The 24,193-nt window shown below is 70.3% G+C and carries 22 protein-coding genes; 15 read left to right on the top strand and 7 right to left on the bottom strand.

Features of this window, described 5'->3' with window-relative positions:
• The first annotated feature begins 1 nt into the window (after window position 1).
• The 13 genes from uvrC (at window position 2) to IT072_RS11375 (ending at window position 12,781) form a co-directional block, all read left to right on the top strand.
• On the top strand, window positions 2-2,011 hold the full coding sequence (gene uvrC / locus IT072_RS11435; RefSeq protein ID WP_223356611.1) for an excinuclease ABC subunit UvrC: 2,010 nt from the start codon (window positions 2-4) through the stop codon (window positions 2,009-2,011).
• A 120-nt stretch (window positions 2,012-2,131) separates the two neighbouring features.
• Complete coding sequence (locus tag IT072_RS11430; RefSeq protein ID WP_223356608.1) at window positions 2,132-2,851, top strand: DedA family protein; 720 nt, start codon at window positions 2,132-2,134, stop codon at window positions 2,849-2,851.
• Complete coding sequence (locus IT072_RS11425; RefSeq protein ID WP_223356606.1) at window positions 2,848-4,089, top strand: sensor histidine kinase; 1,242 nt, start codon at window positions 2,848-2,850, stop codon at window positions 4,087-4,089. Before IT072_RS11430 ends, IT072_RS11425 begins: the two co-directional genes overlap by 4 nt.
• Window positions 4,086-4,757, top strand: coding sequence for a response regulator (locus IT072_RS11420; RefSeq protein WP_223356604.1), 672 nt, complete (start codon window positions 4,086-4,088; stop codon window positions 4,755-4,757). The genes IT072_RS11425 and IT072_RS11420 overlap by 4 nt, the downstream gene beginning before the upstream one ends.
• A 177-nt stretch (window positions 4,758-4,934) precedes the next feature.
• Window positions 4,935-6,221, top strand: coding sequence for an acyltransferase family protein (locus IT072_RS11415; protein ID WP_223356602.1), 1,287 nt, complete (start codon window positions 4,935-4,937; stop codon window positions 6,219-6,221).
• A gap of 34 nt (window positions 6,222-6,255) precedes the next feature.
• Window positions 6,256-7,131 (top strand): RNase adapter RapZ, encoded by an 876-nt coding sequence (gene rapZ, locus IT072_RS11410; protein WP_223356599.1) that lies wholly within the window; start codon window positions 6,256-6,258, stop codon window positions 7,129-7,131.
• 58 nt (window positions 7,132-7,189) lie between these two features.
• Window positions 7,190-8,170, top strand: coding sequence for a DNA-binding protein WhiA (gene whiA, locus IT072_RS11405; RefSeq protein ID WP_223356595.1), 981 nt, complete (start codon window positions 7,190-7,192; stop codon window positions 8,168-8,170).
• 126 nt (window positions 8,171-8,296) lie between these two features.
• Entirely contained in the window at window positions 8,297-8,923 is a 627-nt protein-coding gene (locus IT072_RS11400) for a superoxide dismutase (RefSeq protein WP_223356593.1), read from the top strand.
• 102 nt (window positions 8,924-9,025) lie between these two features.
• Window positions 9,026-10,030, top strand: coding sequence for a type I glyceraldehyde-3-phosphate dehydrogenase (gene gap / locus IT072_RS11395; protein WP_021764736.1), 1,005 nt, complete (start codon window positions 9,026-9,028; stop codon window positions 10,028-10,030).
• Between the two features lie 15 nt (window positions 10,031-10,045).
• Window positions 10,046-11,263, top strand: coding sequence for a phosphoglycerate kinase (locus IT072_RS11390; RefSeq protein WP_223356591.1), 1,218 nt, complete (start codon window positions 10,046-10,048; stop codon window positions 11,261-11,263).
• Entirely contained in the window at window positions 11,251-12,054 is an 804-nt protein-coding gene (tpiA, locus tag IT072_RS11385; protein WP_223356588.1) for a triose-phosphate isomerase, read from the top strand. The genes IT072_RS11390 and tpiA overlap by 13 nt, the downstream gene beginning before the upstream one ends.
• 89 nt (window positions 12,055-12,143) lie before the next feature.
• Window positions 12,144-12,389: a preprotein translocase subunit SecG gene (secG, locus tag IT072_RS11380; RefSeq protein WP_025159475.1), complete on the top strand. Its 246-nt coding sequence runs from the start codon at window positions 12,144-12,146 to the stop codon at window positions 12,387-12,389.
• A 26-nt stretch (window positions 12,390-12,415) separates the two neighbouring features.
• A complete protein-coding gene (locus IT072_RS11375) occupies window positions 12,416-12,781 on the top strand; it encodes an RNA polymerase-binding protein RbpA (protein WP_223356586.1) in 366 nt (121 codons plus the stop codon).
• A gap of 147 nt (window positions 12,782-12,928) precedes the next feature.
• On the opposite strand, the gene pgl is transcribed toward IT072_RS11375, so the two are convergent.
• From pgl to tkt, 6 genes are read right to left on the bottom strand one after another with little or no spacing between them, the layout of a single operon-like run.
• Entirely contained in the window at window positions 12,929-13,699 is a 771-nt protein-coding gene (pgl, locus tag IT072_RS11370; protein ID WP_223356585.1) for a 6-phosphogluconolactonase, read from the bottom strand.
• On the bottom strand, window positions 13,696-14,673 hold the full coding sequence (locus IT072_RS11365) for a glucose-6-phosphate dehydrogenase assembly protein OpcA (protein WP_223356582.1): 978 nt from the start codon (window positions 14,671-14,673) through the stop codon (window positions 13,696-13,698). Before IT072_RS11365 ends, pgl begins: the two co-directional genes overlap by 4 nt.
• Complete coding sequence (gene zwf / locus IT072_RS11360) at window positions 14,670-16,211, bottom strand: glucose-6-phosphate dehydrogenase (RefSeq protein WP_223356579.1); 1,542 nt, start codon at window positions 16,209-16,211, stop codon at window positions 14,670-14,672. Before zwf ends, IT072_RS11365 begins: the two co-directional genes overlap by 4 nt.
• A gap of 32 nt (window positions 16,212-16,243) precedes the next feature.
• On the bottom strand, window positions 16,244-17,854 hold the full coding sequence (locus tag IT072_RS11355; RefSeq protein WP_223356576.1) for a glucose-6-phosphate isomerase: 1,611 nt from the start codon (window positions 17,852-17,854) through the stop codon (window positions 16,244-16,246).
• Window positions 17,851-18,963, bottom strand: a complete 1,113-nt coding sequence (gene tal / locus IT072_RS11350; RefSeq protein WP_223356575.1) for a transaldolase — start codon at window positions 18,961-18,963, stop codon at window positions 17,851-17,853. Before tal ends, IT072_RS11355 begins: the two co-directional genes overlap by 4 nt.
• A 27-nt stretch (window positions 18,964-18,990) precedes the next feature.
• Window positions 18,991-21,084, bottom strand: coding sequence for a transketolase (tkt, locus tag IT072_RS11345; RefSeq protein WP_223356571.1), 2,094 nt, complete (start codon window positions 21,082-21,084; stop codon window positions 18,991-18,993).
• Between the two features lie 344 nt (window positions 21,085-21,428).
• Between tkt and IT072_RS11340 the strand changes: the two genes are divergently transcribed.
• Complete coding sequence (locus tag IT072_RS11340) at window positions 21,429-22,349, top strand: heme o synthase (RefSeq protein WP_223356569.1); 921 nt, start codon at window positions 21,429-21,431, stop codon at window positions 22,347-22,349.
• A gap of 73 nt (window positions 22,350-22,422) precedes the next feature.
• A complete protein-coding gene (locus IT072_RS11335) occupies window positions 22,423-22,971 on the top strand; it encodes a GNAT family N-acetyltransferase (RefSeq protein ID WP_223356568.1) in 549 nt (182 codons plus the stop codon).
• Here IT072_RS11335 and IT072_RS11330 read toward each other — a convergent pair.
• A complete protein-coding gene (locus tag IT072_RS11330) occupies window positions 22,942-23,886 on the bottom strand; it encodes a COX15/CtaA family protein (protein WP_223356566.1) in 945 nt (314 codons plus the stop codon). The genes IT072_RS11335 and IT072_RS11330 overlap by 30 nt on opposite strands.
• Window positions 23,887-24,193 lie beyond the last annotated feature (307 nt).

The raw sequence follows: 24,193 nt of genomic DNA, 5'->3' as shown, positions 1-24,193 counted from the left end.
CGTGGCCGACACCGTCAGCTACCGGCCGAAGGCCGGCGAGATCCCGACCCAGCCGGGCGTCTACCGCTTCCGCGACAAGAACCGGCGGGTGCTCTACGTGGGCAAGGCGAAGAACCTGCGTGCGCGGTTGAGCAACTACTTCCAGCCTCTGCGCAGCCTGCACGAGCGCACCCGGCGCATGGTCACGACCGCCGCGTCGGTCGAGTGGACGGTGGTGGCGAGCGAGTTCGAGGCGCTCCAGCTGGAGTACACCTGGATCAAGGAGTTCACTCCACCGTTCAACGTGCAGTTCCGGGACGACAAGTCGTACCCCTACCTCGCCGTGACGCTGGGCGACCGCATCCCGCGCGTGATGGTCACCCGCAACCGCGGCGTCAAGGACGCCCGCTACTTCGGTCCATATACGAAGGTGTGGGCGATCCGCGACACCGTCGACCTCATGCTCAAGGCGTTCCCGGTCCGCAGCTGCTCCGACGGGGTGTACCGCCGCGCCGAGCTGACGGGTCGTCCGTGCCTGCTCGGCGACATCGGCAAGTGCGCCGCGCCCTGCGTCGGCCGTATCACGCCGGAGGACCACCGCGGGCTCGCCGAGGACTTCGTCTCGTTCATGGCGGGCAATGACACGAAGTACATCCGCGAGCTGAACGACAAGATGAAGTCGGCCGCGAGCACGATGGACTACGAGGCCGCCGCCCGGCACCGTGACGCCATCCAGGCCCTCGAGGCGGCCATGGGCAAGAGCGCGGTCGTGCTGCAGGAGACGGTCGACCTCGACGCCTTCGGCATCGCCCACGACGAGCTCGCGGCCGCGGTGCAGCAGTTCATCGTGCGCGGCGGGCGCATCCGCGGTGTCCGCAGCTGGGTGGTCGACAAAGAGCTCGACATGGAGCTCGGCGAACTGGTGGAGACCGTCCTGCAGAACGCCTATGAGGGCGCCGACGTGCCCCCGCGCGAGATTCTGGTGCCCGAACTGCCGGACGACACGGCGGAGCTGGAACGGTGGCTCACCGAACGTCGGCACGAGACCAGCGGCGGGAGCGTGAGCGACCCGAGTGCGACGCGCGGACGGCTCAGCGGTCGTGTGGAGCTGCGCGTCGCCCAGCGCGGCGACAAGGCCGCGCTGGCGCAGACCGCGGAGATGAACGCCAAGAACGCGCTCGTGCTCTACAAGACGCGCCGATCTGCGGACTTCGTCGCCCGGTCCAAGGCGCTCTCCGACATCCAGGAGGCGCTCGGCATGGACGAGGCTCCGCTGCGGATGGAGTGCTACGACGTCTCGCACCTGAGCGGGACCAACATCGTCGCGTCCATGGTCGTCTTCGAGGACGGTCTGCCGCGCAAGGATCAGTACCGCCGGTTCAGCATCCCCGAGTCGACCGACGACACGGAGTCGATCTACCAGGTGATCACGCGGCGACTCGCCTACCTGAAGGACGACGCGCCCATCGAGACCGATCCGGTCGCTGCGGGCACGGGGCGAACGGACGAGCCGTTCGCCGACGACGGGGGAGACGACCCGACCATCGATGTCGACGCCGAGCTCGCGGAAGCGGCGGAGAAGCGCCGCCGCAAGTTCTCCTACCCGCCGAACCTCCTCCTCGTCGACGGCGGTCAGCCGCAGGTGGCCGCGGCGCAGCGCGCCCTCGAGGAGTCGGGCGTGCAGGGCATCCAGCTGGCGGGTATCGCCAAGCGTCTGGAGGAGATCTGGCTGCCCGACTCGGACTTCCCGGTCATCCTGCCGCGCAACAGCGACGCCCTCTTCCTCATCCAGCGGCTGCGCGACGAGGCACACCGCTTCGCGATCACCTACCAGCGGTCGCGGCGTAAGCGTGACATCGGCACCGTGCTGGGCGAGATCCCGGGCCTCGGCCCATCGCGGGTGAAGGAGCTGCTGAAGCACTTCGGTTCTGTGGCCCAGCTGAAGCAGGCGACGCCGGAGCAGATCGCAGAGGTGCGCGGCGTCGGCCCGACGCTGGCCGCCGCCGTGGCCGAGCGGCTGGCCGAGCGCTGAGGCTCGCTCTGCCGGTCGTCCGGGTGCAGGGTCGCCCTCGGCGGTTTCTCCCTCTGCGGTAGGGGGTGGCCGGTACCGCTGGGGGACGCGTCGCGCGTTCTCCGTCCGTAGCGTCGAGGCATGGAAGCCCTCAACGAGTTCATCGCCCACGCGGCCGCGTCCCCGTGGGTGTATCTGGTCGTCTTCGCCGTCGTGCTCGTGGACGCGTTCTTCCCACCCGTGCCCAGCGAGTCCGTGGTGATCGCGGCAGCGGCGGCCGCCGTCGCCGTCGGGGCGCCGAGCCTGCCGCTGGTGCTCGCGTGCGCCGCCGCGGGGGCGATCGCGGGCGACAACCTCACCTTCGCGGTGGGGCGTCTCGTGCCCATCGACCGCATCGAGCGTCTCCGCCCGCTGCGCGGCCCGCGCACGAGCGCGGCGCTGGCACGTGCCCGTCGCGGACTGCATCAGCGGACCGGCGTTCTGCTCCTGTCGGCGCGATACGTGCCGGTGGGCCGGGTGGCCGTCAACCTCATGGCGGGCGCCTCGCGGATCGCGCCGGCGCGCTTCCTGCTGCTGTCCTCCGTCGCGGGGGTCTCGTGGGCCCTCTACTCCGTTACTGTGGGGGTGGTCGCCGCGCACTGGCTCGGCGGCAACGCGCTCCTCGCGATGGCCGTCGGGATCGTCCTGGGCGTGACGGTGGGCATCGGGATCGATGCCGGGCTGCGCGCTCATGCGAAGCGACGCGAGGCACGTTCGGGCGCTGGATCGCCGCGCCCCGTCGCTCCCGCCCGCGGGACGGCACGAAGAACAGCGCCGACGGTTCGCACCGTCGCACAGGACCGGCAGGAGGCCCGCGGATGACAGCGTCGACGCCCAGCGCGCTCCCGCAGCCGCCTGTGTTGCGGATCGACGGCTCGCGCGTCCTGCTCTGGGGCGCCACGACGACGGCGACGGTGGCGATCCTCGCCGTGTCGGCCGCGCTCTCCGCGACCCTCTACGCCACCCCCGTCGTCGTCGCCCTGCTGGTCTCGGCCGCGCTCGGCGGCGCACTCCTGCTCGCGCTGGTGCGGCCGGCGGCCGCGGTCGCCGTCTCCGCGGCGGCCGTCCTCCTGCTGTCCCTGCTCGGCTCCCCGGCAGGTGGTGGCCCGTGGCCGGTGGCAGTGCCGTCGACGATCGCCTTCGCCGCCGCCCTCGGCCTGGCCGCTGCGGGAGGGGCGTGGCGAGCCGCCGGGGTCGTGTGGACGGTCGCCGTCGCCGCGACGTCGATCGTGGGCTGGTCGGGCATGCGCGCTCCCGCGACGTCCGGCGCCGTGACCGCCGACCTGATCGTCTTCGCTGCGGTGAGCGCGGCCGCGCTCGGCGGTGGAGTGCTGGTGGCACGCTGGCAGGACGTCCGGCGGCAGCTCCTGCGGGAGCAGCGCATCTCCGCCTCCGAGCAGGCGCTCCGTGAGGTGGCTGAGGAGCGGACGCGGATCGCGCGGGAACTGCACGACGTGGTCGCCCACGGCATGTCCGCGATCCAGGTGCAGGCCTCGAGCGCGCGGTACCGGCTCCCGGACCTCTCGCCGGACGCCGTCGCGGAGTTCGACGAACTGGCGGCGACCGCGCGCAGCGCCATGGGGGAGATGCGCGCGCTGCTCGGCGTCCTCCGCAGCGAGGACGCGACCGCCGAGACCGCGCCGCAGCCGGGCCTCGGGGACCTCGCCGCGCTCGTCGCCGCGGCGGGTCGCCGCGGAGCCGCGCATCTGGACGACCGGCTCGCGCCCGAGACCACGGCCGCAGTTGACCCGGTCCTGGCCCTCGCTGTCTATCGGATCGTGCAGGAGTCCCTGAGCAACGTTGCGCGTCACGCCACCGGTGCGGCCGTCGAGGTCGTGGTGGAGCGCGTGAGCGGGGGCCTGCAGGTCGCGGTCGCGAACTCCGCGCCTCCCGGGAGGCCGGCCTCCGCGCCCGCGCCCGACACCGGTGGCCACGGCATCCGTGGGATGCGCGAGCGCGCGGAGCTCCTGGGCGGGACGCTCGAGGCGGCGCCGCGCGCCGACGGCGGCTTCCGGGTGCGCGCGGTGCTCCCGCTCCGCGTCGGAAAGGAATCGGCATGACGATCAGCGTGCTCGTCGCGGACGATCAGGCGATGGTGCGCGCGGGCTTCGCCGCGATCCTCCAGGCGCAGGAGGGGATCGAGGTGCTCGGTCAGGCGGCCGACGGCGCCGAGGCGGTGGAGCTGGCGCGCCGCCTGCGGCCTGATGTCGTGCTGATGGATGTGCGCATGCCGGTGATGAACGGAATCGACGCCACCCGAGAGCTGGTGCGCCCGAGCCGTGGCGATCCGCATCGCCCGCTCGTGCTGGTCCTCACCACGTTCGACGCCGACGAGTACGTCTACGACGCGCTCAGCGCGGGCGCGAGCGGCTTCCTGCTGAAGGATGCCCCTCCCGCCGATCTCGTGCAGGCCGTGCGCGTGGTCGCCGACGGAGACGCCCTCCTCGCCCCGCGGGTCACCAAGCGTCTGCTGGAGCGCTTCGGCTCCCTTCGGCCGGCGGGGGGCGCGCAGGCGCAGCGCCTCGCCGGCCTGACCGAGCGCGAGCGGGAGATCCTGGTGCTGATCGGGCGCGGTCTCTCCAACGCCGAGATCGCCGCCGAGCTGTTCATCGCCGAGCAGACGGTCAAGACCCACGTGAGCCGCGTGTTCTCCAAGCTGGGGCTCCGCGACCGGGTGCAGGCGGTCATCCTGGCCTTCGACGCGGGACTCGTCGCGCCGAACCCCTGACCGGGCGCCACCCGCCCCGGCCCTCACCGCCTCCCCGTCCACCGCTCCGTACCGCAGCCCTGTCGCACCCCTACCGCGGTAGGGGTGCGGGTTGGCTCTCCGGGGTGACGCGAGGCCCCACATCCCGTTGAGACGCTCTGACCGTCGGCCCGCCGGGCCGGACGGAAGGAGCCTCCTATGACCCTGTCCCTCGCGACCCGCGCACCGGAGCGGCGTGAACCGCCGGCCCGCAGGGATGCGGCCGTCGACCTGGCGCGCTCCGCCTCTCTTGTGGTCGTCGTGCTGCTGCACGCGCTCATGGTCGGCGTCGGCGCCGGAGCGGCGGGTCCGGTGCTCGAGAACGCCATGGAGCACTGGCCGGGCTTCGCCGCGCTGAGCTGGCTCGTGCAGGTCATGCCGTTGTTCTTCGTCCTGGGCGGGTTCTCGTCGTACACCCAGTGGGAGCGGATGCGGGGGCGGGGCGCTGGCTACGGCGAATACCTGGGGGCGCGTGTGCGCCGGCTGTTCGTGCCCGCCGCGGTCGCCCTCGGCGGCGTGGCCGTGCTCCTGAGCGCGCTCACGCTCGCGGGGGTCCCGGAGTCCCTCGTCGCCGTCGCCGGCTTCCGGATGAGCCAGCCGCTGTGGTTCCTGGGCGTGTACGTGCTCTGCACGGTCGGCGTCCCGCCGATGGTCGCCCTCCATCGTCGCGCGCCGGTGCTCGGCCTGCTCGCGCCGGTCGCTCTCGCGCTGGCCGCCGACGTCGTCCGGGTGTCGACGGGCGTCACGGGGGTGGGATTCGCCAACCTCGTCTTCGTCTGGCTGGCGGTCCAGCAGCTCGGCTTCTGGCTGGCCGACGGGCGGGTGGGCGCACTCCGCCCCCGCACGCTGCTCCTCGGCGCGGCGGGCGCCGCCGCACTGCTGGCGGGGGTGTGCGCAACGGGCTTCTGGTCCTTCGACATGCTCGCGAACCTCAATCCGCCGGTGTCGGCTCTCGTGCTGCTCGGCGCGATCCAGCTCGCGCTCTTCGCGGTCGTCGCCCCCGCTCTGCGTTCCGCAGCGACACGCCCGGGTGTGGAGGCCGTGGTGGCGTGGATCTCGGCGCGTGCGATGACGGTCTACCTGTGGCACATGCCGGTGCTGATCGTGCTCGCGGGGGCGCTGCTGGTCTCCGGCACCACGCTTCCCCCGATCCTGAGTGCGGAGTGGTGGTCGTCCCGCCCGGTGTGGTTCGCGGTCGTCCTGATCGCCGTCGCCGGGGCGGTGGCCGTGGCCGGACGCATCGAGACCGCCCCCGCGCGCCCCGACACGGCGCCGCAGGTCTCCCCGGTCACGGCCGTCACGGGAGCCGTGGCCGGCGCGTCGGGCGTCGTGCTGACGCTCGTGACGGGAGGCTCAGCGGCCGCCTGGGTCGTCGCCGCTGCGCTCGCGTGCGCGGCCCCACTGATTATGCGCAGGACATCCATCTCGGCCGCCGTCTCTCGGTAGGCTGGGCGGACACGCATCGCGAGGAGGAGAACAGGTGGCCACCGACACCGCGCAGCAGGAAGTGCTGATCGTCACGGGCATGTCGGGGGCGGGCCGTTCGACGGTCGCCAACGCGCTCGAGGACCTCGACTGGTACGTGGTCGACAACCTCCCTCCCCAGATGCTGCGCCCGCTCATCGAGCTCGCGAACCGGGCCGATTCCGGCCTGCCCCGGATCGCGGCCGTCGTCGACGTCCGCGGCCGCAACTTCTTCGCCGACCTGCGCGAGATGATCCAGAGCCTGCGCGAGGGCACGAAGGTGCGCGTGCTGTTCCTGGAGGCCGCCGACTCCGTGCTCGTCCGCCGGTTCGAGCAGGTGCGGCGCCCGCATCCCCTGCAGGGTGATGGCACCATCCTGGATGGGATCACCGCGGAGAGGGCGCGTCTGCGCGAGATCCGCGAGGCGAGCGACCTCATCGTCGACACCTCCGACCTGAACATCCACCAGCTGGCGACCAACATCACGGAGACGTTCGCCTCCGAGGGCACGGCGGGCGTGCAGGTCACCGTCCAGAGCTTCGGCTTCAAATACGGGCTGCCGCCGGACGCCGACCTCGTGGCCGACGCGCGCTTCCTGCCCAACCCGTTCTGGAACCCGGAGCTGCGGCCGCACACCGGTCTCGACGAGGTCGTGCGCGACTTCGTCCTGAGCCAGAACGGGGCGGAGGAGTTCGTCTCCGCGTACGTGCTGGCGCTCCGTCCGATCTTCGAGGGGTACCAGCGCGAGAACAAACGGCATGCCACGATCGCGATAGGCTGCACGGGAGGGAAGCACCGGTCCGTCGCGATTGCGGAAGAGCTCGCGGCACGGTTGCGCAGTTTCCCGGGTCTCGCGGTGAACACCAAACACCGCGACCTCGGCCGTGAATGACGCCGGCCACCCGTATCACGGCGCCACCGACGCCGTCGCTCAACAGTTAGGAATCCGATTGGCTCTCACCGCCGACGTCAAGGACGAGCTCACGAAGGTGCAGGTCAGCAAGACGACCGTGCGCGCCGCCGAGCTCGCGACCATCCTCCGCTTCTCCGGCGGACTGCACCTGATCGGCGGCCGCATCGCGGTGGAGAGCGAGCTCGACACCCCCGAGCTCGCCACGCGGGTGCGCAAGGACCTGGCCGAGCTCTACGGCGTCCGCAGCGAAGGATCCATCATCTCCGCCTCCGGCATCCGCCGCAGCCCGCAGTACCTCGTCCGGGTGCTCGAGGGGGGCGAGACCCTCGCCCGCCAGACCGGCCTGCTCGATGCCCGCCGCCGCCCGATCCGAGGCCTCCCCAACCGTCTCACGACCGGCTCACGGGAGGAGCTGGCCGCCGTCTGGCGCGGCGCGTTCCTCGCGCACGGCTCGCTCACCGACCCGGGTCGCTCCGCCGCCCTCGAAGTCACCTGCCCGGGCAACGAGGCTGCGATGGCGCTCGTGGGGGCCGCCGGTCGTCTGGGCATCGCCGCGAAGGCTCGGGAGGTCCGGGGCGTGCACCGCGTCGTCATCCGCGACGGCGAGGCGATCAGCGCGATGCTCGTCCAGATGGGCGCAGCGCAGACCGTCGCCAACTGGGAGGAGCTGCGTCAGCGCCGCGAGGTGCGCGCCACCGCCAACCGGCTGGTCAATTTCGACGACGCGAACCTGCGTCGCTCGGCGCAGGCCGCCGTCGCCGCCTGCGCCCGCGTCGAGCGCGCGCTCGAGATCCTCGGCGACGACGTTCCGGAGCACTTGCGCTACGCCGGCGAGCTGCGCCTCTCGCAGCGCGACGCCAGCCTCGACGAGCTCGGCCACCACGCCGACCCGCCCATGACGAAGGACGCCGTCGCCGGTCGCATCCGCCGCCTTCTCGCGATGGCTGACAAGCGCGCGGCGGATCTGGGAATCCCCGGTACGGATGCCAACCTCCCGGCCGACCTCGACGAGGTGTAGGTTCCGTGGCGGGGCGCCCCGTCCGGGAAGCTTCCGGTCGCGGCCGGAGTTGCCCTCAGTAGACTGGAAAAGTCGCCCGATCCCGGCGGAACCGTTCGTGCCGGGACACACCTGAGGAGATGAGTAATGGCTGACTACACGCTCGCCGACCTTCCGTACGACTACTCGGCGCTCGAGCCGAACATCAGCGGTCGGATCATGGAGCTGCACCACGACAAGCACCACAAGGCGTATGTCGACGGTGCGAACACCGCGCTCGTGAAGCTGGCCGAGGCCCGCGACGCGGACGACCTCGCCAACGTCAACAAGCTCCAGAAGGACCTCGCGTTCAACCTCGCCGGTCACGTGAACCACACGGTGTTCTGGAACAACCTCTCGCCGGACGGCGGCGACAAGCCGACCGGCGAGCTCGCCTCGGCGATCGACGAGTTCTTCGGCTCGTTCGACAAGTTCCGCGCTCACTTCACCGCGTCGGCGCTCGGCATCCAGGGCTCCGGCTGGTCGATCCTCGCGTGGGACTCGCTGGGCCAGAAGCTCATCATCGAGCAGCTGTACGACCACCAGGGCAACCTCGCAGCGGCGACCGTTCCGCTCCTCCTGCTCGACATGTGGGAGCACGCCTTCTACCTCGACTACGTCAACGTGAAGGCCGACTACGTGAAGGCGTTCTGGAACATCACGAACTGGGCCGACGTCCAGGACCGCTTCCTGAAGGCGCGCGAAAAGACCTCGGGCCTGCTGCTACTGTCGTAGTCAGGTGAGGCGTCCCGGGAGGGCTCCTCCCGGGACGCCGTCGTCCGCTTCACACACCCATATCAGCGCCGTCCGGCGCCCATCAAGTAACTGGAGACATCTGTGTCCGTAAAGATCGGAATCAACGGGTTCGGTCGCATTGGTCGCAACTACCTGCGCGCGGCCCTCGCGAAGGGCAGCGACCTCGAGATCGTCGCGGTGAACGACCTCACCGACAACAAGACGCTCGCACACCTGCTCAAGTACGACTCGATCACGGGCCGCCTGGACGCCACGGTGGAGCTGGACGGCGACAACATCGTCGTGAACGGCAAGCCGATCAAGGTCCTCGCGGAGCGCGACCCCGCCAACCTCGGCTGGGGCGACCTGGGCGTCGACATCGTCATCGAGTCGACCGGCCGCTTCACCAAGGCCGCCGACGCCAAGAAGCACATCGAGGCCGGCGCCAAGAAGGTCATCATCTCGGCACCCGCGACCGATGAGGACGCCACGTTCGTCATGGGTGTGAACGAGCACCTCTACGACCCCGCCGCGCACAACATCATCTCCAACGCGTCGTGCACCACGAACTGCCTCGCCCCGCTGGCGAAGGTGTTCAACGACAAGTTCGGCATCGAGCGCGGTCTCATGACCACGGTCCACGCGTACACCGCCGACCAGAACCTCCAGGACGGCCCGCACAGCGACCTGCGCCGTGCCCGCGCCGCCGCCATCAACATCGTCCCGACCTCGACCGGCGCCGCGAAGGCGATCGGCCTGGTCCTCCCCGAGCTCAAGGGCAAGCTCGACGGCTTCGCGCTCCGCGTCCCGGTCCCCACCGGCTCGATCACCGACCTGACCGTCACCGCCTCGCGCCCGGTCACCGTCGACGAGATCAAGGCCGCGTACAAGGAGGCCGCCGAGGGCGAGCTCAAGGGAATCCTCAAGTACACGGAGGACGAGATCGTCTCCAGCGACATCGTCTCCGACCCGCACTCGTCGATCTTCGACGCGGGCCTGCTGCGCGTGCTGGGCGACCAGGTCAAGCTCTCGAGCTGGTACGACAACGAGTGGGGCTACTCCAACCGCCTGGTGGACCTGACCGAGTACGTGGCCGAGCGCCTCTAACGACAGGGAACCGACGTGACGCTCCGCACCCTTGACTCACTCGGTTCGCTCGCCGGCAAGCGTGTCGTCGTCCGCTGTGATCTGAACGTCCCCCTGAAGGACGGCCAGATCACGGACGACGGCCGTGTGCGAGCGTCGATTCCCACCCTGAACGCCCTGATCAACCAGGGCGCGAAGGTGGTCGTCATCTCCCATCTGGGTCGCCCCGAGGGCGCACCCGATGCGAAGTACAGCCTGGCGCCGGTCGCCCAGCGGCTCTCCGAGCTGCTGGGCAAGCCGGTGACCTTCGCGCAGGACACGGTCGGCCAGGGCGCCGCAGACGCTGTCGCCGGCCTCCAGGACGGCGATGTCGCCCTGCTCGAGAACCTCCGCTTCAACCCGGGGGAGACCAGCAAGGACGACGCCGAGCGCGCCGCGTTCGCCGCGAAGCTCGCGGCCTTCGGCGACGCCTTCGTCTCCGACGGCTTCGGAGTCGTGCACCGCAAGCAGGCCAGCGTGTACGAGCTGGCGCAGGCGCTTCCGAGTGCCGCGGGCACGCTCATCGCGACCGAGCTGGACGTGCTCGATCGGCTCACCGAGAACCCCGAGCGGCCGTACGTGGTCGTCCTCGGCGGCTCGAAGGTCTCGGACAAGCTCGGCGTGATCGGCCACCTGCTGCCGCGCGTCGACTCGCTGCTCATCGGTGGCGGGATGCTCTTCACCTTCCTCGCCGCCCTCGGCCACAAGGTCGGATCGAGCCTGCTCGAGGCCGACCAGATCGACACCGTGAAGGGCTACCTCGCTCAGGCGAACGAGCGCGGCGTCGAGATCGTGCTGCCGCGCGACGTGGTCGTCGCCTCGAAGTTCGGCGCCGACGCGGAGCACGTGGTGCGCCCGGTCGACGCCATCGAGGACACCGACTGGGGCGCCTCCGGTCTCGGTCTCGACATCGGCCCGGAGACCGCGCAGCTCTTCTCGGAATACGTCCGTGGTGCACGCACCGTCTTCTGGAACGGCCCCATGGGCGTGTTCGAGTTGGCCCCGTTCGCGGCCGGCACCAAGGCCGTCGCGCAGGCGCTGACCGAGGTCGACGGTCTCGGCGTCGTCGGCGGCGGCGACTCGGCCGCTGCGGTCCGCGCGCTCGGTTTCTCGGACGATCAGTTCGGTCACATCTCGACGGGCGGTGGAGCGAGTCTCGAGTTCCTCGAGGGCAAGCGCCTCCCGGGTCTGGAGGTCCTCGGATGGCAGCAGTGAACCCTTCGGTGCGGCGTGTTCCGCTCATCGCCGGCAACTGGAAGATGAACCTGGACCACCTCCAGGCCATCGCGGTCGTGCAGAAGCTCGCGTGGACGCTCAAAGACGCGGGCCACGATTTCTCTGCGGTCGAGGCGGCGGTCTTCCCGCCGTTCACCGATCTGCGCAGCGTGCAGACGCTGGTGTCGGCCGACAAGCTCCCGATCGCCTTCGGCGGTCAGGATGTCTCCGAGCACGTCTCGGGCGCCTACACGGGCGAGATCTCGGCGGCGTTCCTCGCCGCCCTCGAATGCCGCTACGTGATCATCGGCCACTCCGAGCGTCGCACCCTCCACGGTGAGACCGACGAGCAGGTGGCAGCGAAGACGGCCCAGGCGATCGCGCACAACATCGCCCCGATCATCTGTGTGGGGGAGACCGCGGAGGACCTCGAGGTGCACGGCGCCAGCGCCGTGCCGGTCGCGCAGCTGCGCGCCGCGCTCGCGCAGGTCGACTCGGCCGCCGATTTCGTGGTCGCGTACGAGCCGGTCTGGGCCATCGGGTCCGGCCAGGCGGCGACGCCGGAGCAAGCCGAGCAGGTGGCGGCCGCGCTGCGCGCCGTCATCGTCGAGCTGCTAGGCGCCGACGTCGCGGCGAAGACGCGCATCCTCTACGGTGGTTCGGTGAAGTCCGGCAACATCGCCGCGTTCATGCGCGAGCCGAACGTCGACGGTGCGCTCGTCGGCGGCGCGAGCCTCGACGTGGCCGAGTTCGCGAGCATCATCCGCTACCAGAAGCACGTCGGTCTCTGACGGAGACGGTCGTTCTCGACCCGGCCGGTTATACTGGTCGTTGGCTTTCCCCGGGCGCGGCCCGGGTGTCGTTACGCGAAAGGTAACTCGTGCAGATTCTCCAGGTCGTCCTGCAGGTGCTGCTGGGCATCACCAGCCTCCTGCTGACGCTGCTCATCCTCTTGCACAAGGGGCGCGGCGGCGGACTCTCCGACATGTTCGGGGGCGGCGTCACCTCCAACCTCGGCGCGTCGGGCGTCGCTGAGCGCAACCTCAACCGCATCACGGTCGTTCTGGGCATCATCTGGATCGTCTGCATCGTCGTGCTCGGGCTGATCACCAAGTTCAGCGCTTAGTCAGCGCCTTTCACCAGAGGAGAACAATGGCTTCCGGAGGAAGTGCAATCCGTGGTTCGCGCGTCGGCGCGGGCCCGATGGGCGAGCAGGACCGCGGGTTCCACGCGGACCGCATCGCCGTGTCGTACTGGGATGCGCTCGGCAACGAGACCGTCCGCTACTTCGCGGCCAACCTGCCCGAGGAGGAGATCCCCGAGACCATCGATTCGCCGTCCAGCGGCCTGCCTGCCGGACGCGATCGGGAGAACCCGCCGTCGGTCGCGAAGGCCGAGCCGTACAAGACGCACCTCGCCTACGTGAAGGAGCGCCGTTCGGAGGAGGAAGCGGAGCAGCTGCTCGAGGACGCCCTCAACCAGCTCCGCGCCCGCCGCGGCAAGCCCACCAGCAACTGACGCCCAGCGCGTCGCTGAAAGGGCCGCCCACGATCTCGTGAGCGGCCCTTTCTGTGTGTGGTCGACGCTGCACGTCGTCGGCCCCTCCGCAGCGCACACGACGACGCCCCGCCGGTCGATGACCGGCGGGGCGTCAGGCGTATCGCGTCAGTAACTCGGCGCGATCAGATTCTCCGGCACGTCGACCGCCGCATCCTTGTCCACGAAGAACACGGTGCGCTTGCGGCCCTTGGCGCCGGCGACCGGCACCTCCGTGTAGCTCGCCCCGGCCAGGGCGAGGCCCAGAGCGCTTGCCTTGTCCGTGCCCGCCAGCACCAGCCAGATGCGGTCGGACGCGTTCAGCACGGGGCGGGTGAGGCTGAGCCGCGCGGGCGGCGGCTTGGGCGACTCGCGCTCGGCGATCACCGTCGCCTCCGTCTCCCGGATGCCCGGCCGGTCGGGGAAGAGGGACGCGATGTGGCCGTCCGGCCCGACCCCGAGGAAGGTGATGTCGAACCGCGGGAAGTCGAGTCCCTCCGACGCATACGCCTCGAGCTCAGCAGCGTAGACCCGCGCGGCCTCGTCGATGTCGGCGATCTCGTCGGTGGCAGGGAACGGGTGGACGTTCTCCGGGGGGACCGCGATGTGGTCGAGCAGGGCCTCGCGGGCCTGACGCTCGTTGCGGTCGGGGCTCGACTTCTCGACGAACCGCTCGTCGCCCCACCAGAAGTGCACCTTGGACCAGTCGATGGTGTCGCGAGCGGGGGAGGCGTTGATCGCCTCCAGCACCGCGATCCCCATCGTCCCGCCGGTGAGTGCGATGTGCGCCCCGTCGAGGTCGTCGAGGATGTCGATGGTCTTGGTCAGGAACCGTGCGGCCACCGAAGCCGTCACGGCCTCCTTGTCGGGGTGCACGAGCACCCGCCGTTCGTTCGTCATGCGCGCGCGCCCGCTCCTTCGTCGGCGGTCTCGAGGAGTCCGAGGCCGTGGGTGATCACCTCGCCGTAGAGGTCGTCCGGGTCCAGCCTACGCAATTCCTCCGCGAGGCAATCACGGAGGCTGCGGCGAGGGAGGGCCAGATCGTGCGACGGCTGGCCGGGCTGCGAGAGGCGGGCCACGTTCGGGACCTCGCGCTCGAGCTCGATGGTGCCGGACGCGCGCTCCATGCGGACGCCGTGGATGCCCCCCGAGCCGACCGCGCGCGAGGCGAGGTCGTACTGCACGGGGACCTGCAGCTGCAGGCGCAGCCAGGCGGCGAGGAGGAGGGTGCTGGGGGAGTCCGCCGCGCCGGCGACCTCCACCGCGGTGATCGGCTCGTACGGCGGCTGGTCGAGCACCGCCGCGAGCTGGGCGCGCCACAGGGTGAGGCGGGTCCAGGCGAAGTCGGTGTCACCCGGCGCGTAGGTCTCGGCCAGGTGGTACAGCGCCTCCTGCGGGTTCGGCTGCGCCGATGCGTCGGTGATCCGGCGGGTCGCGATGCGGCCGAGCGGGGAGTGCGAGACCTTCGCCGGAGCGATGCCCGGCCACCAGACCACGACCGGCGCGTCGGGCAGGAGCAGGCCGGTGACCAGCCCCTCCTCGTCGCTCGCGGTCTCGCCGTAGGCGCGGAGCACGATGACCTCGCTGGCGCCCGCGTCGCCGCCGACGCGGATCTGGGCGTCGAGACGGCCCTCCCCGTCGTTGGCGTCGGCCTTGTGGCTGCGCTCCTCCTCGGTGGAGACCACGATGACGCGCATCGGGTGCTCACGGGAGGCGTCGTTGGCGGCCTCGATGGCCTCCTCCTCCTGGCCCAGGTGGGTCGCGATGATGAGGGTCAGCACGCGGCCGAGGGCGACCGCGCCACCCTCCTCGCGGATCTTCACCAGGGTCTTGGAGATGTTGCTGACGGTGGTGTCGGGCAGATCGACGATCATGGGCGCCTCCAGACGCGGCCGTCGCGGGCGAGGAGCTCGTCGGCGGACTTCGGGCCCCAGGTGCCGGGGCGGTACTGTTCGGGCTGGCCCTGGGTCTCCCAGAACTGCTCGATCGGGTCGAGGATCTTCCACGAGAGCTCGACCTCCTCGTGGCGTGGGAACAGCGGCGGGTCGCCGAGGAGCACATCCAGGATGAGCCGCTCGTACGCCTCCGGGCTCGCCTCGGTGAAGGCGTGCCCGTAGCCGAAGTCCATGCTCACGTCGCGCACCTGCATGCCGGCGCCCGGAACCTTCGAGCCGAAGCGGATCGTCACACCCTCGTCCGGCTGGACGCGGATGACCAGCGCGTTCTGCCCCAGGGCCGACGTCTGCGACTCCGCGAAGAGCTGTTGCGGGGCGCGCTTGAAGACGACGGCGATCTCGGTGACGCGGCGGCCGAGGCGCTTGCCCGCACGGAGGTAGAACGGCACGCCCGCCCAGCGGCGGGTGCCGATGCCGAGCTTGATGGCCGCATAGGTCTCCGTGGTGGACTCGGGGTTCATCCCGTCCTCCTCCAGGAAGCCGACGACCTTCTCGCCGCCCTGCCAGCCGCTCGAGTACTGCCCGCGGGCCGTCGCCGTGGCGAGGTCCTTGGGCAGGCGCACGGCGGCGAGGACCTTCTCCTTCTCGGCGCGGAGGTCCGCGGCGTCGAACGAGATGGGCTCCTCCATCGCCGTGAGGGCGAGGAGCTGGAGCAGGTGGTTCTGGATGACGTCGCGCGCGGCGCCGATCCCGTCGTAGTATCCGGCACGTCCGCCGACGCCGATGTCCTCGGCCATCGTGATCTGCACGTGGTCCACGTAGTTCGCGTTCCAGATCGGCTCGTACAGCTCGTTCGCGAAGCGCAGCGCCAGGATGTTCTGGACCGTCTCCTTGCCGAGGTAGTGGTCGATGCGGAACACCGAGTCGGCCGGGAAGACCGTCTCGACCACGGCGTTGAGCTCGCGGGCCGACTGCAGGTCGTGCCCGAACGGCTTCTCGATGACGACGCGGCGCCAGCCCTCGCCGGACTGGTCGGCCAGGCCGGAACGGCGCAGCTGCTCCGTCACGATGGGGAAGGCCTTCGGCGGGATCGAGAGGTAGAACGCATGGTTGCCCATGGTCCCGCGCTCACGGTCCAGCTCCTCGACGGTCTCCTTGAGGCGCTCGAACGCCGCATCGTCGTCGAACTCGCCGGGGACGAAGCGGATTCCCTGTGCGAGCTGCTTCCAGACGTCCTCGTCGAACGGGGTGCGTGCGTACTGCATGACCGCGTCGTGGACGACCTTCTCGAAGTCCTGGTCCTCCCAGTCGCGCCGGGCGAACCCGACGAGCGAGAACCCGGGCGGCAGGAGGCCGCGGTTGGCGAGGTCGTACACGGCCGGCATCAGCTTCTTGCGGGAGAGGTCTCCCGTCACACCGAAGATGATGAGACTGCTGGGTCCGGCGATGCGGTTGAGGCGTCGATCGGAGGCCAACCGCAGCGGGTTGAACTCCGGGGTGATTTCCACCGGGGACATCGATCTCCTTGGTCGGCGCGGGGCGCCGCTGGTCAGTTGACGGCCTCGAACAGCGAGACGACGTCCGCCTCGGGGTTCGTGAGGGTGAGGGTGAGCACCGGACGGCCGTGCGCGCCGAGCACGCTGGCGTCACCGGCGGCCTGGGCCTGGATGAGCTGGCCGAAGGTGAACGGCCGGTCCGGGATCTCGAGGTCCTCCGGAGCGACCGCCGTGATCTGCAGGAAGACGCCGACGGCCGGGCCGCCCTTGTGGAACTGCCCGGTGGAGTGCAGGAACCGCGGTCCCCAGCCGAAGGTGACGGGCCGCTTCGCCTTGGCGGCGAGCAGGTCGCGCACACCCTCGAGCTGGGGGAGCGCGAGGCGGTTCACGTAGGCCTGCACGGACACGTAGCCGTCCGGGCCGAGCTGCGCGAGCAGGGCGTCCACGGCGGCGTCGAGGGTGGTCGCGTCGCCCAGGAAGGTGCCCGTCTCGCGGACCTCGATACCGCCCGCGGTGAACGCCGGGGCCGCGGCCTCGGGGCGGTCGTCCAGCAGCGCGCGGGCGGCGGCCTTGGCCGCCTCCACGTCCGGCTGGTCGAACGGGTTGATGCCCAGGAGGCGACCCGCGACGGCGACCGCGTACTCCCACACGAGGAGCTGAGCGCCGAGGCTGCCCGAGACGAGGATCTCGCCCTCGTGACGGTCGGCCGGGAACAAGTGGTGCGCCTCCGCGTTCGCGACGAGGCGGACGACCTGCAGGTCGGCGGGCTTCAGCTCGAGCTCGGGGGCCAGCGTGTCGAGGACGACAGGGAGGAGCCCGGTGCCCTCCTTGCCGGTGGACTCGGCGATAAGCTGCTCCGCCCAGTCGGCGAAGCCCACGATGTGCGTGCCGTCGGAGACGATGCCGAGCTTGTCCTTGAGCGGGTTCGTCCCGGCGATGGCCGCGCCGAGCACCAGACCCGGGTTGTCCTCGCGGTCGACGGCGAGCTCGAGCGATGTGGCCTCCGCCTCGTCGAGCAGCTCGGCGATGTCGACGCCGGCGAGGCCGGACGGCACGAGGCCGAACGCGGTCAGCGCCGAGTAGCGTCCGCCGACGTTGGGGTCGGCGTTGAACACGCGGTAGCCGGCGGCGCGCGCCGACTCGTCCAGCGGGGAGCCCGGGTCGGTCACGACGATGATGCGCTCCGTCGGGTCGATGCCGGCCTCGCGGAACCACTTCTCGTAGATGCGCTTCTGACTGTCGGTCTCGAGGGTCGAACCCGACTTCGACGAGATCACGACGGCGGTGCGGTCGAGGCGGTCGCGGAGAGCCGCGAGCACCTGGCCGGGGTCGGTCGAGTCGAGCACGGTGAGCTCGGCCTCGGCCGTCCGCGTGATGACCTCGGGGGCGAGCGACGAGCCGCCCATGCCGCCGAGCACGATGTGGTCGACGCCGCGGGCGTGCAGCTGCTCGCGGAGGGCGACGATCTCGGCGACGAGGGGCCGCGAGATCGCGACGGCCTCCGTCCAGCCGAGGCGCTTGGACGCCTCGGGCTCGGCGTCGGGACCCCAGAGGGCCGGGTCGAGCGCGGTGATGCCGGACGCGACCTTGTCGGCCACGAGCTGCGGGACGACCGAGGCGACCGCGTCCGCGGCCGGCCCGGTGACGTGGATGCGGAAGGTCACTTGGCGCCCTCCAGAGCGGTCTTCACGGTCTCGACCAGCTCGGCCCACGAGACGTTGAACTTGTCAACGCCCTCGCGCTCGAGGGTGGCGGTCACGTCGTCGTAGTCGACGCCGAGGGCGGCGAGCGCGTCGAGCACGCCCTTCGCGTCGGCGTAGTTGCCGGTGACGGTGTCGCCGGTGATGACGCCGTGGTCGAACGTCGCGTCGAGCGTCTTCTCCGGCATGGTGTTGACGGTGTTCGGTGCGACGAGCTCGGTCACGTAGAGCGTGTCGGGCAGGCTCGGGTCCTTGACGCCGGTGGAAGCCCAGAGCGGACGCTGCTCGTTGGCGCCGGCGGCCACGAGGGCCTTTGCGCGGTCGGAGGCGAAGGCCTGCTCGTACACCTCGTAGGCGAGGCGGGCGTTGGCGACGCCGGCCTTGCTCTTGAGGGCGTCGGCCTCATCGGTGCCGATGGCGGCCAGGCGCTTGTCGATCTCGGTGTCGACGCGCGAGACGAAGAACGAGGCGACCGACTGGATGCCGGACAGGTCGATGCCCGCGGCCCTGGCCTTCTCGAGCCCGGTGAGGTATGCGTCGATGACGCCGCGGTAACGATCGAGGCTGAAGATCAGGGTCACGTTGACGCTGATCCCGGCCGCGATCGTCTCGGTGATGGCCTCGAGGCCCTCGACCGTCGCGGGGATCTTGATGAGCACATTGGGCTTGTCGACCTTGGCGGCGAGCTTCTTGGCCTGTTCGATGGTTCCGGCGGCGTCGTGCGCGAGGCCCGGCTCGACCTCGATCGAGACGCGCCCGTCGGTGCCCTCGGTCTGCTCGTAGACCTCGTGGAAGATGTCGCTCGCGGCGGCGACGTCGTCGGTCGTGATCTCGAAGATCGCGTCCTCGACGCTGGTGCCGGCCGCGGCCAGGCTCTTCACCTGGTCGGCGTACGCCTCGCCCTTGCTGAGCGCGGCGGCGAAGATCGTCGGGTTGGTGGTCACACCGACCACGTTCTTCTCGGCGATGAGCTTCTGCAGGCCGCCGGTGGCGATCCGCTCGCGAGACAGGTCGTCGAGCCAGATGCTGACGCCCGCGGCGGAGAGCTGTGCGGTGGGAGTGGTGTCGGTCATTTCTCTTCTATCTCCTCGTGCCCGCGCTCAGAGCGACGCGAGCGATTCCTTCGCGGCGGCGACGGCGTGCTCGGTGGTCATGCCGAACTCGCGGAACAGGGTCTTGTAGTCGGCCGAGGCACCGAAGTGCTCGATCGAGACGCTGCGGCCGTGGTCGCCGACGATCTTGTCCCAGCTGAGGGAGAGGCCGGCCTCGATCGAGACGCGGGCCTTCACCGACGCGGGGAGGACGTGCTCCTGGTACTCGGCGGGCTGCTCGTGGAACCACTCGAGCGACGGGGCCGAGACGACGCGGGCGTTGATGCCCTCGCCGCGCAGCACCTCGCGGGCCTCGAGCGCGATCTGCACCTCGGAGCCGGTGGCGATGAACAGGACGTCCGGGGTGCCGCCTGGCGCCTCGGCCAGGACGTAGGCGCCCTTCGCGACGTTCTTCGCGGACGCGAGGGTGTCGCCGCTGGCGTCGCCGTCCCCACGCTCGAACACCGGGATGTTCTGGCGGGTCAGCGCGATGCCGGCCGGGCCCTTGCGGCGCTCGAGGATCGTCTTCCAGGCGTGCGCGACCTCGTTGGCGTCGCCGGGGCGCACGACGTCGAGGTGCGGGATCGCGCGGAGCGTCGACAGCTGCTCGATCGGCTGGTGCGTCGGGCCGTCCTCGCCCAGGGCGACGGAGTCGTGCGTCCAGACGAAGATCGACGGGACCTGCATCAGCGCGGCCAGGCGAACGGCCGGGCGCATGTAGTCGCTGAAGATCAGGAACGTGCCGCCGAACGGCCGGGTCGGGCCGTGCAGCACGATGCCGTTGAGGATCGCGGCCATCGCGTGCTCGCGGATGCCGAAGTGCAGGACGCGCCCGTACGGGTTGCCGGTCCACTCGTGGGTCGAGTGCTCGGTCGGCACGAACGACGCGCCGCCCTCGATGGTGGTGTTGTTCGACTCCGCGAGGTCGGCGGAGCCGCCCCACAGCTCGGGCATGATCGGCGCGATGGCGTTGAGCACCTTGCCGCTCGCGGCGCGGGTGGAGACGTCCTTGCCCGCCTCGAAGACGGGGAGCGCCTCCTCGACGCCCTCGGGCATCTCACCGGTGAGCAGGCGGTCGAGGAGCTGCTTGCGCTCCGGATTGGCGGCGGCCCAGGCGTCGAAGCCCTTCTGCCACTCGGCGCGCTGCTCGGCGCCGCGCTCGACGGCCTTGCGGGTGTGCTCGATGACCTCGTCGGCGACCTCGAAGGTCTTCTCGGGGTCGAAGCCGAGCACCTCCTTCACCGCGCGCAGCTCGTCGGCGCCCAGGGCGGAGCCGTGGATCTTGCCGGTGTTCTGCTTCTTCGGCGACGGCCAGCCGATGATGGTCTTGAGGATGATGAGGGACGGCTTGTCGGTCACGCCCTGCGCGGCGACGATCGCGTCGTTGAGCGCCTGGACGTCCTCCGTGTAGACGCCGGTCTTCTTCCAGTCGACCACCTGCACATGCCAGTGATAGGCCTCGTAGCGGGCCTTGACATCCTCGGTGAAGGCGATGTTGGTGTCGTCCTCGATCGAGATCTGGTTGCTGTCGTAGATGGCGATCAGGTTGCCGAGCTGCTGGTGGCCGGCGAGGCTCGAGGCCTCGGAGCTCACACCCTCCTGCAGGTCGCCGTCACCGGCGATCACGTAGACGAAGTGGTCGAACGGGCTGGTGCCCGGCTCGGCCTCCGGATCGAACAGGCCGCGCTCGTAGCGGGCGGCGTAGGCGAAGCCCACCGAGGAGGAGATGCCCTGGCCGAGCGGGCCGGTGGTGATCTCCACGCCGTCGGTGTGGCCGTACTCCGGGTGTCCGGGGGTCAGGGAGCCCCAGGTGCGGAGCGCCTTGAGGTCGTCGAGCTCGAGGCCGTAGCCGCCGAGGTAGAGCTGCACGTACTGGGTGAGCGAGCTGTGACCCGCCGAGAGGATGAAGCGGTCGCGGCCCAGCCAGTGCTGGTCGTGGGGGTCGCGGCGCATGACCTTCTGGAACAGGAGGTACGCGGCCGGGGCCAGGCTCATCGCCGTACCGGGATGACCGTTGCCCACCTTCTCCACCGCATCGGCCGCGAGGACGCGCGCCGTGTCTACCGCCTTGTTGTCAATGGGATCCCACTGCAGAGCTGCCACGTGAAAACTGACCCTTCGTAGATGTGGTGAGGGTCGTCGTGAAACCCGCACCGGTTGAGGTAGTGCGCGCCGTGGACGTCATCGGCGCCAGGCCCCCGTCTGCGTGATGACACCTACAAACGGCCGTACGGGAAACGGGCTCCGGCTGGCGAGCACCTCCAAGTATAGGTAACACGCACGAAACGTGCCCTCTTCCCTCAGCGGGTTGTGAAGCGGCTCGGAGCGGGGTACCGGCGCGGAGGTGTCGTAGACTTGCTCATGACTGCGATCAGCAGGACTTCGACCACGACGGCGGTCGCCCGAACGGCACCGCCCGGTCGCACGAGCGAACATCACGAGGAGCAATGGACGTCGCTGTAGAGAGCCGTGTCGATCCGGGCCGAATCGGCGTCGCGCGCAAGGTCAAGGCGTACATCTCGCTGACCAAGCCGCGTGTCGTCGAGCTGCTGCTCGTCACGACGGTCCCGACGATGATCCTCGCCGCGAACGGCATCCCGAACCTCTGGCTCGTGCTGGCCACGGTGGTCGGCGGCTACATGTCGGCGGGCTCCGCCGGCGCTTTCAACTGCTACATCGACCGCGACATCGACCGCGTGATGCGGCGTACGAAGAACCGGCCGCTCGTCACCGGCGAGCTGAGCGACCGCGAGGCGCTCGTGTTCTCGTGGGTGCTGGGAATCGCCTCGGTCGTCGTGCTGGCCGTCTTCACGAACTGGCTCGCCGCTGCGCTCTCGGTCGTCGCGATCCTCCTGTACGTCGTCTTCTACACGCTCATCCTCAAGCGCCGCACGCCGCAGAACATCGTGTGGGGCGGAGTCGCGGGCTGCATGCCCGTGCTCATCGGCTGGGCGGCCGTCACGGGATCCCTCGACTGGACGCCGTTCATCCTGTTCGGCATCATCTTCCTCTGGACGCCGCCGCACTACTGGCCGCTGTCGATGAAGTACCGCACCGACTACAAGGACGCGGGCGTTCCCATGCTCGCGGTCGTCCGCGGCCGCGCCGTCGTCGGACTGCAGGTCATCCTCTACGCATGGGCGATGGTGGCGTGCTCGCTGCTGCTCATCCCCGTCGCGCACATGGGCCTCTTCTACATCGCGATCTCGGTCGTGGTGGGCGGCTGGTTCCTCTACGAGTCGCACCGCCTCTACAACCTCGCCATCCGGCACGAGTCGGTGTCGCCGATGCGCGTCTTCCACGGCTCCATCGCCTACCTGACCCTGATCTTCCTCGCCGTCGCGATCGACCCGCTGCTGCCGTTCTGAGCCGTCGGCAGCGGGGTACGGCCTGCCCGACCCGTTCTGGCCCGGCCTCCGGCGCCGCTGCTAGCGTCGGAGGGTGCTGACCCTCCGGACGCCGCGGCTCGTGCTCGACGCCCCTCGCGAGAGCGACATCCCCGCTGTCCTGGCCGCGTGCCAGGACGAGGACACCTCGCGGTGGGTCCCGCTCCCGCAGCCGTACACCCGCGCGAGCGCGGAGTTCTTCGTTCGCAGCTACTGCCCGCACGGCCTGGCGAGCGGGCAGTACACGGTGTGGGCGATCCGGCCGGGGGAGACCGCCCCGCTGCTCGGCGTCGTCGAGGTGCGGCGTGACGAGAAGGCGGGTTCGGCGTCGCTCGGCTGCTGGCTCGAGCCGGGATCGCGCGGCCGCGGGGTGATGCGGGAAGCCCTCACGGCGGTCTGCGCGTATGCGCTCGCCACAGACGGCCTGGGGTTCGAGCGACTGCGGTGGGAGTGCCTGGTCGGCAACGAGGTCAGCCGCCGGCTGGCCTCGTCGGTGGGGTTCCGCTTCGACGAGGGCGCCGTGCACCGGGTGCGGTTCCACGACGAGGACCGCGACGCCCTCGTCGGTGAGCTGCTACGCGGCGACAGCCCCGCTGACCGCTGATCCCTCGCGCGCGTCGTCGGCTGCGACGGGCGCCTTCAGCGACATGACGACGGCAGTCATCGCCGCCGCGAGCAGCGCAGCGAGCATCATGTGGATGCCGACCAGGATCCCCGGCAGTCCGGTGTTCGCCTGGATGAGGCCCACTGCGATCTGGAGCACCTCCACCGCCAGCAGGTACATCGCGTAGCGGTGCACGGGGGTCGTCCGGATGCGGAGCGACGCGATGACGAGCACCAGCGTGAGCCCGAAGGTCACGTAGGCGGGGATCGCGTGCACGTGCTCCAGGATCTCGGGGTTCAGCCCGTTGCGGCTCGCCTTTGTGTCACCCGAGTGCGGCCCGGAGCCGGTCGTCAGGATGCCGACGACGATGGTGACCGCGACGACGAAGCTGGTGAGGTGCGCCAGGCCGGCGAACCAGGCGGGAACGGCGCGCACCCGGGGGCCGGGCACGGCGTAGAGACGCAGGAGGAAGGCCGCGCACAGCGCGACGAGGACCGTCGAGATCACGAAGTGCAGGCCCACCACGTACGGGTTGAGGTCCGTGAGCACGCTCAGGCCGCCGATCACGGCCTGTGCGGGGATGCCGAGCCCGGCGAGAAGCGTGAGCCAGAAGAGCTCCGGCCGCGATCGGCGCAGCTTGAGCACCATCAGGAAGGCGACGATGGCGATGATGCCGAGCACGACGCCCAGCAGGCGGTTGCCGAACTCGATCACCCCGTGGATGCCCATCTCGGGCGTGTTGACCAAGGAGTCGTCCGTGCACTTCGGCCAGGTCGGGCAGCCGAGGCCGCTCGAGGTCAGCCGGACGAGGCCCCCGGTGCCCACCAGTACGATCTGGCCGACCAGGTAGACCCAGCCGATCACCTTCAGCCGGGTGTCGACGCGGTCGGGCAGCCAGGCGATGATGCGCTTCATGTCTTCCTAGGGGCTTTCTCGGTGTGGTTCGGATACTCGGCCAACGCGCAGGGCGCGCCTCTACATTTACCGGCCCGCACCTGTAGAATCGATGGGTTCGAGAACGCGCTCCTGCGCGTGCCCGCCCGCGCCCCTGCCGAGAACGGCAGTCCGACGCGAAGCGGCCAGGGCACAGTCGCCCGTCGTCTTCGATCATTTTAGGTTCGCACACCAGCCACCCGCACAATCAGGACGCCCGATCGGCAGGCCAGCGCTTGCCGCCCGAGAGGAATGAGCCGGACTGATATCCGGTTACGAGTGGAAGGAA

The sequence above is a fragment of the Leifsonia sp. ZF2019 genome, from assembly GCF_019924635.1.
Lineage (GTDB): Bacteria > Actinomycetota > Actinomycetes > Actinomycetales > Microbacteriaceae > Leifsonia.
The sequence above is the reverse complement of the archived record's forward strand: the minus strand, read 5'-3'. Positions and strand labels throughout refer to the sequence as shown.